The sequence below is a fragment of the Rhodovulum sp. 12E13 genome (genome assembly GCF_003340565.1).
Taxonomy (GTDB): domain Bacteria; phylum Pseudomonadota; class Alphaproteobacteria; order Rhodobacterales; family Rhodobacteraceae; genus HLUCCA09.
Window position 1 is genome coordinate 91,264 of record NZ_QPLK01000007.1, and the last position, 11,731, is coordinate 102,994.

Here is an 11,731-nt window from a genome sequence, read left to right on the forward strand (position 1 = left end):
CGCCCTAGCCCGGGGGCGGCCCGGCCCGCGCGAGGATGGCGTCGATCGCCGCCTGGGTGCCGCTGCTCCATTCGAGGGGCACGGGGTAGGGGGGGCCGCCGCGCAGGCAGGCGCAGAATGTCTCCACTTGCGCAACATACTGGTGCGCGTCCGGAAACTGCTCTGTTGCCCGCTCGCGGCCGGAGCGGATCATCTCGACTTCGGCGAGGCCGTAACTGCCGGGTGTGAAGGGCGCCGAGAGCCGGATCAGCCCGTCGGTGCCGTGAAATGTCATCTCCTGCCACGGCGCCAGCCGCATCGAGGTGCGGATCGACAGCCGCGCGCCACCGATTCGGCCCGACGCCGTCAGGTGGGCGTCGACGCCCGCCTCCCATGTCGCGGCGGCGGAGGCGATCTCGGGCTCGGCGGCGAGCGCGAATCGGGCGGCGCCAAGCGGGTAGACCCCGAGGTCGCGCAGGCCGCCGCCCCCGAGGTCGGCCCTGTTGCGGATATTGGCCCGGTCGCGCAGGTCGATGGCGAAGGCGCCCTCGACATGCAGCACCTCGCCGATGGCACCGTCGGCGATCAGCGCACGCACCCGTTGCCATTGCGGATGATGCACGATCATGAAGCCCTCGGCCGCGAGCCGCCCCGCCCGGTCGCGCGCCGCGATCACCCGGTCGATCTCGGCCACCGACATCGCCGCCGGCTTTTCGCAGAGCACCGCCTTGCCGGCGTCGAGCGCCCGCTCGGTCCATTCGGCGTGCAGAGTGTTCGGCAGGGGGATGTAGACTGCGTCGATGTCGGGGTCGGCGAGCAGCGCCTCGTAGCCCTCATGCACCCGCAGGCCCGGCGCCCAGGCAAGAAAGGCATCGGCGCGCGCCGCGTCGCGCGTGGCGAGCGCCGCGAGGTCGGCCCCCCGCGCTGCGTGGATCGCCCGCCCCATGATGCGCTCGGCAAAGGCCGACGCGCCGAGGATTCCCCATTGCACCCTGCCGTTCATCACACCTCCCGCTTCGGCCCCATCATCGTCGGGCCGCCCCTAGCACGCCGAGCGCCGGCCGCGCCATCTTGCGTGCGCGCTCCGAACGAGCGCGCGCCCCGCGCCGGCGTCCTGTCCGGGCGGGGCGCGCGTGGGTCGGCGCCTTCGATCAGTTGGTGCAGGGGATTTCCTGCTCGATGACCTCGGCGCCGCGACGGATCTTGGTCGTGCAGACCTGTTCCTGCTCGACGATCTCCGGCGCAGCCCTGACGATGCCGAGAAGGTCGTTCTGGTTCACCTCCACGACCTCGGCCTCGAGGGTGTCTTCCGCGCCCACGAGGCTGAGCGACAGGCGGCCGGTCGATTGCGCCTGTGCGAGCGACGCGACCTCCTGCGGCGTGGCCTCGACGGTCACGGTGCGCGCCACGACCGGACCGGTGCGGTCGGTATCCGCCATCTGGTCGATGGCGATGATGCGCACGTTCGTCTCGATCAGCTTGGTGATCTCGCGGCTGAGATCCGACTCACTGTCGCCATTGCCTGTCCAGTAGACGTCGACCCGGTCGCCCGGCCGCAGGAAGCCGGAAACGCCCGACGCAACGTCGACCCGGATGGCGAAGGCGCGCATGCCCCGCCCGAGGCGCGAGGTCAGGCCGGCATCCTCCCCCGGTTCGGTGACCTTGGAGGCGAGGACGGGCTCGAACGTCTCGACGCTGCGCAGGATGAAGCGCGGATCCTCGCCGCTGGGGAACAGGGCGTCGAGATCGGTGAAGGCGCCCTCGGGCACGCTGTCGGCCTGCCACGCGATCAGCTTGACCGACTCGCGGTCGAGGACCTCGCCATAGGCGCGCGGCTGGGTGACGACGGCGATGCGCGTCATCGCGGGCATCTTCGCCTTCTCCGCTTCCAGGCGTTGCACCTCGGCTCGCATGCCGTCGATGAATCCTTGTGCCATGTAGACGGCGAATCCCGCGAGGCCGACCCCCGCGACAAGAACCAGAGCGAAGACGAGACGCATGTTCTTCCCCTACTTTCGAGGCCGCCGCAGCGACACTGCACAGAACGTCCTCCACGAGCGCGGAGACGGGTCGGCCGGCAGACCCCATCCGGGATGATGAAGGCCCGAGCGACCGATCGTTTCCAATCTCGCTCCCGATTGCGGCCAAAGCAGGGCGCCAAGCGGGTGCTTCGATGGCGCCAAGGCTGAGCGCACCGCCAGGCCGGTCGACGGTCAGTCGAGTATCGTATGGACGGTCTGTTCGCCCAGTGCCGTGCCGATGTTCTCCGCACCGGGCCGGAACGAGTCGCCGAGGATGCTGATGACCAGCAGCGCAAGGCCTATGGTGCCGGCCGACAGCAGCACCCAATCCACCGTCACCGCGCCCGAGGTCTCCCTGCGGAACGCTCGGATGCGGTTGGCGAGGTCAGACATGCAAGCGAACATAACGAACTCCTGTTTTGGCGCTATGCGCCGATATCGATCTCATGTTCGAGGGTGGGGGCCGAATGTGGCCAAAGCGGGGTGGTTCGTGGCTACCCCGGTGACGTGGGCGGCGTGGTGCTCAACGCAACGTGCACGAACTGGCGACGGTGCATTGAGGCCGAGGCGGTGCAGTGCAAGCAAAGCCGGTGAGGACCGAGTTTCGCCCCGGGCCGAACGAGAAAGGGCCGCGCCTCGGCACGAGACGCGACCCTGTTCCCGTCGTCGAGACGGCGAATTAGCTGCCGCCGACGGCCGTGCCCGGTTCGATGTTCGACAGCTCGGTCGCGATGTCGGACGACAGGTCCTCGAGGCCGCCGCGGACGACGGTGAGCACCAGGATGCCGAGGCCGACGAGCGCGGCGGTCAGCACGACCCAGTCCACGGTCACGGCGCCGTCTTCGTCCTTGCCGAAGTTCTTGATGAAGTCGAAGAGTTTCATGTTACGTCCCTCCAGAGGATCACTTTCGATGGTGCGCCGCGTCGGCCTCATCCGGGTCAGCCTCTCTCTTTGACCCGTCCGCCGCCTTGGCTGATTGCGAATAAGCCCTCGGATTGGGGCAAGACTTTGTTGCGGATCGTACGTTTTTAGACCCGGCTGAAAACACCCTGAACGACGCATCAACATATTGAATTGAAGAGAAATTTTTTTCGCCGTGCGTGATCGGGCAGGCGCGATGGAACGGTTGGCGTTGCCCGCAAGGCCCATCGGACGGAGGAAAATCGTCGCGCCGCGCGGCTGCGCTGGCCACGGGCGCAGCCTTGCGGGACACTCGCCTGGAGACTGGCGCGTCAGATCGCCGGCGACGAGGCAGAGAGCATGAGACTTACATTCCGCACCGCGCCCGACCGGGCGGGCCGTGGGACATTTGGCGCTGCCGCGGCCGTCGCGCTGGTGTCCGGCCTGCTGCCCGCCCTCGCACCCGGCGGCGCAAGCCCGGCCCGTGCCGAGCCGGGGGCGCAGCCCGCCGCCGCGGAGGCATCGAGCGACGCCGCCGCGCCGTCCTCCTCGGTCGCGTCCGCGGTTTCGGAGCCGGCCCCCGGTCCGAGCTTTCGCCGCATCAAGGTCGGCTCCCACGCGCCCGGCACGCGGCGGATCACGGTTCAGATCGACGGGGAAGAGCAGGCCCGGATTCTCGCCGCAAACCCTGCCGTGCCGCGACCGCCCGACGTGCCCTTCGACATCGGTCGCGGCGCGGCAGGACTGGACAAGCGAGCGGGCGAGGGCCCGGGCGCGGCGCCCGCGACGGCGCTCGGCTGGTACTGGGACCTCGTGTCGCCCGCGCGCGCCGACGCGAGCTCCGGCCGGCTGTCCCTCGCCGAGGCCGCGCTTGGCCGCGGCCCGTCGGCGGTGCCTGCGCCGCGACTCTCGACACTGCAGCGGATCGCCGACGCGCACGGCCGCGACATTCTCGCCGCGACGGCGGGACGTGGCGTGTCGCCCGCTCTCGTGCTCGCAGTGATCGCGGTGGAGAGCGCCGGCCGGCCGCAGGCTGTCAGCCATGCCGGCGCGGCGGGACTCATGCAGCTGATGCCGGCCACCGCGGAGCGCTTCGGCGTGACCGACCGGATGGATCCGCGGCAGAACATCCGCGGCGGCGTGGCCTACCTGGAGTGGCTGCTCGACCATTTCGGGCGCGACGCGGTGCTGGCGCTCGCGGGCTACAACGCGGGCGAGGGGGCGGTGGCTCGGCACGACGGCGTGCCACCTTTCGCCGAGACGCGCGACTACGTGCCCAAGGTGCTCGCGGCGTGGCGGCTGGCACGCGGTCTTTGCCTCAGCCCGCCGCAACTGATCTCGGACGGCTGCGTCTTTCGCACCGGCGATCGCCTCGCGCGAGGCAACTGACGGAGAGGCCCCGCGCCCGCCCCCGAGCGGCGGTCGCCCCGCCCGCCCACCCGCGCCCGCCGCTCGGGGGCGGGCGCGGGGCCGGCGTGCCGGCGCGAGCGCAGGAGTGTATCGCCGCCTTCGGCGGCGACCCGCCCGGTCAGGAGGGTCAGTTGCGCAGGGCGGCGAGCGCTTCGGTCAGGTCGAGCGCGCCGTCGTAGAGGGCACGGCCCGAGATGGCGCCGGCGATCGGGCCGGCGTCGCGCAGGGCGACGAGGTCGGCAAGCGAAGAGACACCGCCCGAGGCGATCACCGGGATCGAGACGGCACTGGCGAGCGCGGCGGTGGCGGCGACGTTGGGGCCGGCCATGGCGCCGTCGCGGTCGATATCCGTGTAGATGAGCGCGGCGATGCCGGCATCCTCGAAGCGGCGGGCCATGTCGGTCGCCTCGTGCTCCGTCGCCTCGGCCCAGCCGCGCGTCGCCACCCTGCCGCCCCGCGCGTCGAGGCCGACGGCGATGCGGCCGGGATGGGCTGCTGCCGCCTCGTGCACGAGGTCGGGCGCCTCCACGGCCACCGTGCCGAGGATCACCCGCGCCACGCCGGTCTCGAGCCAGGCCTCGATCGTTGCCCGGTCGCGGATGCCGCCGCCCAGTTGAACCGGCACGTCCACGGCGGCGAGAATCGCGCGCACCGCCTCGGCGTTGACAGGCCGGCCCGCGAAGGCCCCGTCGAGATCGACGAGGTGGAGCCAGTCGCAGCCCGCCTCCGCGAAGCTGCGGGCCTGTGCGGCGGGGTCGTCGCCGAAGACGGTGGCCGACCCCATGTCGCCGCGCAGCAGGCGGACGCATTGGCCGTCTTTCAGGTCGATGGCGGGGTAGAGGATCATCGGTTGCGCTCCGTCGCGGACGCGGCCTCCTGCCATGGCGCGGCGCGGGATGCAAAGGGCCGACATTCGACGCGCGATCGCGGCATGACGCGTGCGCCGGATTCGGGCAGGCGATCAGGGAGCCGGGACATGCGAAGGGCATTCGTGGCGGCGCTCGGCACGCCCGCCTGGCCGGTCGCGGGGCGCGGCGCCCGACCCCCTGGTCGGGATGCGGCCGGCAGCGGCCGGGCGATCACGGCGCCTTCGCAAGCGTCCGAATCCCCGACAGCGGCGCCCGGATCTGCGCCGCGTTCCGATGCGCCTGCCTGCCTGCCTGCCAGGCAGGCGGAGGAGTCGAGGGCCGCAGGCAATCGGATGATGGGGACACGGCAGCGGTGGGGGCGATCGACAGGCGGGGCGGGCGCATACGGGCGGCGGGACGGTGACAGACCCCCGCCGCTTGGCGGTGGAGCTGTCGGACGCGGGGCGGCTCATCGCGTCTTTCCGAGCCGTTCCGGTCCGCGGGGAAAAGACCTCGACGCGCATCGACGGGGCGCGACGGCCGCCGCCGGGCGACCGCGCCGAACCGGGCGCAAATCTCTTGTCGGAAGAGATTTGCCAAGAGCCTTGCTCAAGGCTCTTGCGCCCCTCCGGCCGGTCGGGCGCTCAGGGGGCCCACGTCAGGAAGTTGGCAATGAGCTGCAGGCCCGGCCCCTGGCTCTTCTCGGGGTGGAACTGGGTGCCGATCGTCGTGCCGTTGGCAACGATCGCCGTTACGGGCATCCCGTAGTCGGCCGTCGCGAGCAGCTGGCGGGGCGCGTCCATCGCCATGTGGTAGGAATGGACGAAGTAGGCGTGGTCGCCCGTCGCCAGCCCCTCCAGCACCGGGTGGTCGCGTAGCAGCGTCAGGTCGTTCCACCCCATGTGCGGGACTTTCAGCGCCGGGTCCGGGGGAGCGATGCGCACCACCTCTCCGTCGATCCAGCCGAAGCCCGGCACGGTTTCGTATTCGTGGCCCGCCCGCGCCATCATCTGCATGCCGACGCAGATGCCGAGGAACGGGCGCCCCTTGCGCTCCACCGCCTCGACGATGGCCTCGTGCAGGCCCTCGCGCGCCTCGAGCGCACGCTTGCAGGCGGGGAAGGCGCCGTCGCCCGGCAGCACGATCCGGTCGGCGGCGGCGACGTCCTCGGCCCGGTCCGAGACGATGACGCCGCCTGCCCCGGTCTCGCCTGCCATCCGCCGGAACGCCTTTTCCGCCGAGTGCAGGTTGCCGCTCTCATAGTCGACGAGGACCGTCGTCATCGCGCTCAGAGGCTCCCCTTGGTCGAGGGCACCGCGTCGGCCTTGCGCGGGTCGGTCTCCACCGCCTCGCGCAGGGCCCGGGCGACGGCCTTGAACGCCGCCTCGGCGACGTGGTGGGCGTTGACGCCGGACAGTCGCTCGACGTGCAGGGTGATCCCGCCATGGGTGGCGAGCGCCTGGAAGAACTCGCGCACCAGCTCGGTGTCGAAGGTGCCGATCTTCGCCGTCTCGAAGGGAACGGACCAGACGAGATGAGGCCGGCCCGACAGGTCGAGCGCGGCGCGCACCAGCGCGTCGTCCATCGGCAGCAGGCAGGCGCCGTAGCGGCGGATGCCGCGCTTGTCGCCAAGCGCCTGCGCGAGCGCCTGCCCCAGCGCGATGCCGGTATCCTCGACCGTGTGATGGTCGTCGATGTGAAGGTCGCCCTCGGCGTGCACCGTCATGTCGACCAGCGAATGCCGCGCGAGCTGGTCCAGCATGTGGTCGAAGAAGCCGACCCCGGTGCGGTTGTCGTAGGCGCCCGTCCCGTCGAGGGTCAGATCGACGGCGATCTTCGTTTCGGCGGTGGCGCGATGGATGTGGGCGTGACGCATGGAGCTTCCCCGGGGCGGGCCGGCGATCGGGACCGGCGCGCGGGTCTCTACACTTCTCCGCCGACCGGGGAAAGCGGGGCCGTCACGGCGGCTTGCGGGGCGTGGCGCCCGCGCCTAGGCTCGCCCGGCCGAAAGGGAGGTTCGCCCATGTCGCATTGCGTCTTCGTACAGCTGCGCTGCCGGCCGGGCACCGCCTACCGGGTGGCCGACGCGATCGCTCTGAAGGAAATCCATTCCGAGATGTATTCGACGAGCGGCGAGTACGACCTGCTTCTGAAGCTCTACATCCCCGATGATGCCGATATCGGGCGCTACATCAACGAGGAGTTGCTCGACGTTCCCGAGATCGAGCGCTCGCTGACCACGCTCACGTTCCGCACATTCTGAGGTGCCGCGGCGCGGGGCGGGAGATCAGGCGTCGGGCCCCGGGCGCGGCGGCAGGGCGGCCAGGCGGTCTGCCAGGGCCGCGAGATCGACAGGCTTGGTGAAGACGCCGGCGGCGCCGGCCTGCGCCGTGCCGGGCGCCGCTGCAGGCTCGCGCGCGGTGACGAGGATGAGGGGCAGGTCGGGCGCGGGCGCACGCAGCGTGGCGAGCACGTCGCTCCCCGGCGCGTCATCGTCGGCGATCACAGCTGTCCAGCCGCCCGGCTCCTCTCGGATGGCCTCGGCGGCGATGGCGGCGGAATCGCACAGCGCGACCTCTGCGCCCAGCCCCTCGAGGAAGGCGTGCAGCACCTCTCCCGTCTCGCGGTCGCGATCGACGACGAGCAGCGTGGCGCCGGCAAGGCTCGGGCTGCCCGGGCCGGGCGCCATGCCGTCGGCCTCGTCGGCGCCCGTGGCGAGCGGCCAGTATAGCCGAAACGCCGGGGCGCCGTCGTCTGCCATGCCGCGCTCTATCGCGCCGCCTGCCGCCCGTGCCTGCAAGCATATGAGCGAAAGCGCGTCTGCCGGGTCGCCGAATCGGGGCTGCGCGGCGCCGCTCTCGAACGCGGCCTCGGCAGTGGTCCCGCACGGCGCCCGCCCGTCCGCCCGGGCCGGGCGCTCCGCCGGAGGGGGCAGGGCGGGCAGCGGCGTGGTGCGCCCGGGGGCGGAGATTTCGAGCGCCGCGTAGGGGCAGCCGGGCGAGAGCAGGCCGGCATCGAGGGGGCGGGCGCTCTCGGGCTGGACGATCTCGATGCGCAGTCGGGCGCGGGGGGCACCGCGCGCTACGACGAGGCGCGCGAGGCCGAGGCAGGCATGGGCGGCCTCCTCCGCGGCGGGGGCGGGCAGGGCGGTATCGCCTGTCTCGACCTCGAGGCGCGTGCCGCGCGGCAGAGCCTCGCCCGCGGCGCCGGGCAGCGCGGCCAGCAGCGGGCTCAGGTCGGCCGTGCCGCCCGCGCGCGGCGGTGCGCCGAGATCGCGCAGCCGCGCCACGAGGCGGCCGGCGCGGGCGGCGGCCTCCTCGATGCGGCGGGCGGGTGCGGCGAGCGGCGCGCCCGCGGCCCCGATCGCGGCCGCCCCGGTGCCGATGGCATGGGCGGCGGTGTTGATCGTGGCGAGCAGGTTGGCGAATTCGTGGGCGAGGCCGGCGGCGAGCTGCGACACCGCCTCCTGCCGCTGGGCGCGGCCGAGCGCGGCGCGCAGGTCGGCGGCGCGCGATTCGTCGGCCAGCCGCTCGGTTGCGTCGCGCACGATCAGCACGGCGCCCGGCGGGGCGGCGCCGTCGGCGGGCAGGGGGGAGCGCGTGATCTCGTGGGCGCGGGCGCGGCCCGATTCGTCGGTTCGGCGGGCGAGCACGGCGCCCGTTCCGGGCAGGTCGGGGGCGGCGTAACGCTTGCGCCAGTCGCGCCCCAGCCCTGCCTCGGGCGCGTCGAAGCCGAGCAGCTCGGCGGCGGCGCGGTTGAGATAGACGATCCGCTCGGCCGAATCGACCAGCAGGATGCCGTCGCGCGCCGCCTCGATCGCGGCGACGCGGGCGCGCATCTGCGCCTCGATGCGCTTGAGCCGGGTGACGTTGGCGGCGGTCACCACGAGCGTGCCGTCGGCGCCATGCCGGGCCCGGACCAGGAAGCTGCGGCCGTCGGGCAGGCTCAGCTCGCGTCCGCCGCCCGAGCGGGCGAGTTCGTGCAGGTCGTCGGGGCCGGGGGGCGGATCGGCGGGCCGCGCGGCGGCGTAGCGGCGAAAGGCGTGCAGGTTCTCGGCCAGGGCCGTGCCCGTGGCCCAGCCGGGGCCGGGGGCGGGCAGGGCATCGGCCAGCGCGGCGTTGGCGAACAGCACCTCGCCGCCCGCGCCGACGATGAGGAACGCATCCTCCGTCACGCCGAGCGCGCCGGTGAGCCGGGCGCGCAGGCGGTCGCGCTCGCGCTCGGCCTCTACCCGGTCGGTCACGTCGGTCTGGGTGGCGACGAGGTGGCGCCGCCGGTCGTCGCCCGCGACGCCCACGGGAAAAAGGGTCATGTCGGCCCAGTAATCCGTCCCGTCCGCGCGGCCGGCACGGACGAGGAAGCGGGCCTCGAGCCCGGCCGCGACGGCGCCTTCGAACAGCGCGCGGTCGACCGCGCCGCTCGAGTCGGCGGTCGCGCCCACCCTGTCGGGGGCGCCGTGCGCGGGCGGCGCGGCCAGCGCGGCGAGGGGGCGGCCCGCGAGCGCCTCGGGCGGCGCGCCGGCGAGCCGCGCCTGCGCCGCGTTGACATAGACCACCGGGCGCCCGGGGCGGGTCGCGTCGGCGACGGCGACGGGGGCGGGGCTGCCCGCGATCACGCCCGCGAGCAGGGCGTTGTCGTCGGCCAGCGCCTCGGCCGCGAGCGCCTGTCCGAGCAGCGGCGCGAGGTGTTCGACGAGGGCGAGATCGGCGCGCGAGAAGCCGCCCGGCGCGGCATGCAGCGCGCAGAGGGTGCGGTGAGGGCGGCCGGGGACCGGGGCGCTGACGAGGCTGCGGTGCGGGGCCGGGTCGATCGCGTCGGGCCAGGCGCCCAGCATCGACAGGTCGGCCACGTTTCGGGCGCGCTTGAAAAGGTCGAGCGGCGGCTCGGTCGCGTCCTCCGCTGCGCCGCGACGGCTGCCCTCTCCCATGCTCGCCCGGGCGCCCGCCGTTGCGGTGCCCGCCCCTTCGCCGCTGCGCGCCGCCCCATCCGGCCGGCCGCGGGCCGCCTCGGCGCCCGCCAGCGCGCGCAGCACCTGCACCTGCCCGCCCTCGCGGGCCAGGATCAGCACGCGCGCCGCCCCGATCGCGCGGGCGAGCGCGCCGAGTAGCGCCAGCGTCGCCTCGGTCGGGTCGGAGGCAGTGGCGTAGGCCTGCACGCAGTCGAGCAGTGCGCGGGTCGCGGCGTGTGAGGACCTCTCCCGCTCGCGCAGGACCTGGAGTTCGTGCAGCGCCTCGCGCAGGCGCTCGCCCTCGTCCATGCGCGGCTGCGGCGTCATTTGCGGGAGAGCACCACGCACGAGATCATCAGGTTGCCGTGACGGTTGCCGGCGCCGAGGATCGGCCCCTGCTCGCCGAAGGTGAAGACACCGGCGAAAGGGGTGCCGGGCAGGGCCGTGCGCATCCCCTCGGTCACGTCGTCGAGCCTGTCCTCGACGCTGAGCATGCAGCCGCCGCAATAGACGAGCAGCGCGCCGGCGACGTCGTCCGCGGCGATGTTGCCCGCCTCGGCCGCGAGCCGGGCGACGCGGCCGGCCCGCGCCGTCAGCCCGTCGGCCGAGCCCGTCATCTGCACCAGCCGCTCGCCCGCGGCGACATCGGCGAAGAGGGTCAGCCCCCCCTCGGGATCGGCCTCGGCGGGGTGTGCGAGAAGGTGGTAGGGCACACCGGCGACTTCGGTCACCTCGCGCCCCAGCGGCCAGAAGGCACTGGGCGACAGGATGTTGCGCGGCGCAAGGCCCGATGCGCCACCGCCAGCGACGGCGGCCTCGCGCAGGGGCGAGACATCGACGGCGCCGCCCGTCCACTCTGCGTAGACTTCGGCCGCGGGGCGGCCGTCGATCTCGGCGATGCGGCGCCCCTCGGCGCGGGTGACGGTGCCGGCGCACTCGGTCGGGGCGTAGCCGCTCTGGTAGGCGACCGAAAGCCGCGTGGAGGGGTAGAGCACGCCCACCGCGACGCCTTCGCGCGCCACCTCGCCCCCCGCCACGATCCACCACTGGCCCGACACGTCGTCGTCGGCCGCGCTGCCGCCGAGGATGGGCGTCTCGGCGCCCACGACCGATTCGATGCCGGCAAGCACCCGCTCCTCCTGGCCGGGCGTGCCGTAGACCCAGACGAGATCGGGCCGCTCTCCGGGGCGGTCGGCAGCGGCCATCGCCGCGGCAACGGCCTCGCGCCCCGCCTGCTCTGCGGCGGCGGCGCCGGGGCCGGTGAAGGGGCGCAGGGCGCAGCCGTAGTCGCCGCCCGGATCGTCGATCGTGAACAGCGCGCCGGTGGCGCGGCCGGCCGCGGTCAGCGCCCCGCGGCACGACGTGCCGCCCATCAGCGCGATGCCCCGCGCGCGCGCCCACTCGATGAGCGGAGCCGGGTCCCGGGTGCAGCCGGTGTGCAGGGTCGCGAAGGCCGGCGCGGCGCCGGCGGCCTCGAGATGCGCGGCGAGGGCTGCCGGGCCCGCCGCGTCGATGGGGGTGACGTCGATCTTCATGGGGGCGTCTCCTCGCGTTGGGGCAGGCCGGCCCCGGCGGCCCGGCCCTGCGGCGCGACGATCCTAGGAGACACCCGTTAACGTGCCCT

General features: G+C 73.5%; 11 protein-coding genes. 2 read left to right on the forward strand and 9 right to left on the reverse strand.

Features of this window, described 5'->3' with window-relative positions:
• Positions 1-4 precede the first annotated feature (4 nt).
• The 4 genes from DLJ49_RS08345 to DLJ49_RS08360 form a co-directional block, all read right to left on the reverse strand.
• Complete coding sequence (locus DLJ49_RS08345) at positions 5-982, reverse strand: Gfo/Idh/MocA family protein (RefSeq protein ID WP_115393076.1); 978 nt, start codon at positions 980-982, stop codon at positions 5-7.
• 148 nt (positions 983-1,130) lie between these two features.
• Positions 1,131-1,979, reverse strand: coding sequence for a Flp pilus assembly protein CpaB (gene cpaB, locus DLJ49_RS08350; RefSeq protein WP_115393077.1), 849 nt, complete (start codon positions 1,977-1,979; stop codon positions 1,131-1,133).
• Between the two features lie 213 nt (positions 1,980-2,192).
• Positions 2,193-2,393 (reverse strand): hypothetical protein, encoded by a 201-nt coding sequence (locus DLJ49_RS08355; protein ID WP_147277286.1) that lies wholly within the window; start codon positions 2,391-2,393, stop codon positions 2,193-2,195.
• Positions 2,394-2,679: 286 nt separating this feature from the next.
• On the reverse strand, positions 2,680-2,883 hold the full coding sequence (locus tag DLJ49_RS08360) for a Flp family type IVb pilin (protein WP_115393079.1): 204 nt from the start codon (positions 2,881-2,883) through the stop codon (positions 2,680-2,682).
• Between the two features lie 378 nt (positions 2,884-3,261).
• Between DLJ49_RS08360 and DLJ49_RS08365 the strand changes: the two genes are divergently transcribed.
• Entirely contained in the window at positions 3,262-4,290 is a 1,029-nt protein-coding gene (locus DLJ49_RS08365; RefSeq protein WP_115393080.1) for a lytic transglycosylase domain-containing protein, read from the forward strand.
• A 148-nt stretch (positions 4,291-4,438) separates the two neighbouring features.
• Here the strand turns inward: DLJ49_RS08365 and hisA are convergent, their stop codons facing one another.
• From hisA to hisB, 3 genes are all read right to left on the reverse strand, one after another.
• Positions 4,439-5,158 carry a 1-(5-phosphoribosyl)-5-[(5-phosphoribosylamino)methylideneamino]imidazole-4-carboxamide isomerase gene (gene hisA, locus DLJ49_RS08370; RefSeq protein ID WP_115393081.1) on the reverse strand — a complete coding sequence of 240 codons (720 nt, stop codon included), beginning with the start codon at positions 5,156-5,158 and terminating at the stop codon, positions 4,439-4,441.
• A 645-nt stretch (positions 5,159-5,803) separates the two neighbouring features.
• Complete coding sequence (gene hisH / locus DLJ49_RS08375; protein WP_115393082.1) at positions 5,804-6,442, reverse strand: imidazole glycerol phosphate synthase subunit HisH; 639 nt, start codon at positions 6,440-6,442, stop codon at positions 5,804-5,806.
• Positions 6,443-6,447: 5 nt separating this feature from the next.
• Positions 6,448-7,035 (reverse strand): imidazoleglycerol-phosphate dehydratase HisB, encoded by a 588-nt coding sequence (gene hisB / locus DLJ49_RS08380; RefSeq protein ID WP_115393083.1) that lies wholly within the window; start codon positions 7,033-7,035, stop codon positions 6,448-6,450.
• 147 nt (positions 7,036-7,182) lie between these two features.
• On the opposite strand from hisB, the gene DLJ49_RS08385 reads away from it, so the two are divergent.
• The gene (locus DLJ49_RS08385; protein WP_115393084.1) at positions 7,183-7,422 is read left to right on the forward strand and encodes an Lrp/AsnC ligand binding domain-containing protein; all 240 of its coding nucleotides are present in this window, start codon (positions 7,183-7,185) and stop codon (positions 7,420-7,422) included.
• Between the two features lie 24 nt (positions 7,423-7,446).
• Here DLJ49_RS08385 and DLJ49_RS08390 read toward each other — a convergent pair whose 3' ends face one another.
• Positions 7,447-10,416, reverse strand: coding sequence for a response regulator (locus DLJ49_RS08390; RefSeq protein ID WP_158547426.1), 2,970 nt, complete (start codon positions 10,414-10,416; stop codon positions 7,447-7,449).
• 14 nt (positions 10,417-10,430) lie between these two features.
• Complete coding sequence (locus tag DLJ49_RS08395; protein ID WP_115393086.1) at positions 10,431-11,642, reverse strand: FIST signal transduction protein; 1,212 nt, start codon at positions 11,640-11,642, stop codon at positions 10,431-10,433.
• Between the last annotated feature and the right edge of the window lie 89 nt (positions 11,643-11,731).

What these genes read in the sequence shown, in the direction of transcription:
- DLJ49_RS08345 (WP_115393076.1), bottom strand. Translation starts at nt 982, where the DNA reads ATGAACGGCAGGGTGCAATGGGGAATCCTCGGCGCGTCGGCCTTTGCC.
- cpaB (WP_115393077.1), bottom strand. Translation starts at nt 1,979, where the DNA reads ATGCGTCTCGTCTTCGCTCTGGTTCTTGTCGCGGGGGTCGGCCTCGCG.
- DLJ49_RS08355 (WP_147277286.1), bottom strand. Translation starts at nt 2,393, where the DNA reads ATGTCTGACCTCGCCAACCGCATCCGAGCGTTCCGCAGGGAGACCTCG.
- DLJ49_RS08360 (WP_115393079.1), bottom strand. Translation starts at nt 2,883, where the DNA reads ATGAAACTCTTCGACTTCATCAAGAACTTCGGCAAGGACGAAGACGGC.
- DLJ49_RS08365 (WP_115393080.1), top strand. Translation starts at nt 3,262, where the DNA reads ATGAGACTTACATTCCGCACCGCGCCCGACCGGGCGGGCCGTGGGACA.
- hisA (WP_115393081.1), bottom strand. Translation starts at nt 5,158, where the DNA reads ATGATCCTCTACCCCGCCATCGACCTGAAAGACGGCCAATGCGTCCGC.
- hisH (WP_115393082.1), bottom strand. Translation starts at nt 6,442, where the DNA reads ATGACGACGGTCCTCGTCGACTATGAGAGCGGCAACCTGCACTCGGCG.
- hisB (WP_115393083.1), bottom strand. Translation starts at nt 7,035, where the DNA reads ATGCGTCACGCCCACATCCATCGCGCCACCGCCGAAACGAAGATCGCC.
- DLJ49_RS08385 (WP_115393084.1), top strand. Translation starts at nt 7,183, where the DNA reads ATGTCGCATTGCGTCTTCGTACAGCTGCGCTGCCGGCCGGGCACCGCC.
- DLJ49_RS08390 (WP_158547426.1), bottom strand. Translation starts at nt 10,416, where the DNA reads ATGGACGAGGGCGAGCGCCTGCGCGAGGCGCTGCACGAACTCCAGGTC.
- DLJ49_RS08395 (WP_115393086.1), bottom strand. Translation starts at nt 11,642, where the DNA reads ATGAAGATCGACGTCACCCCCATCGACGCGGCGGGCCCGGCAGCCCTC.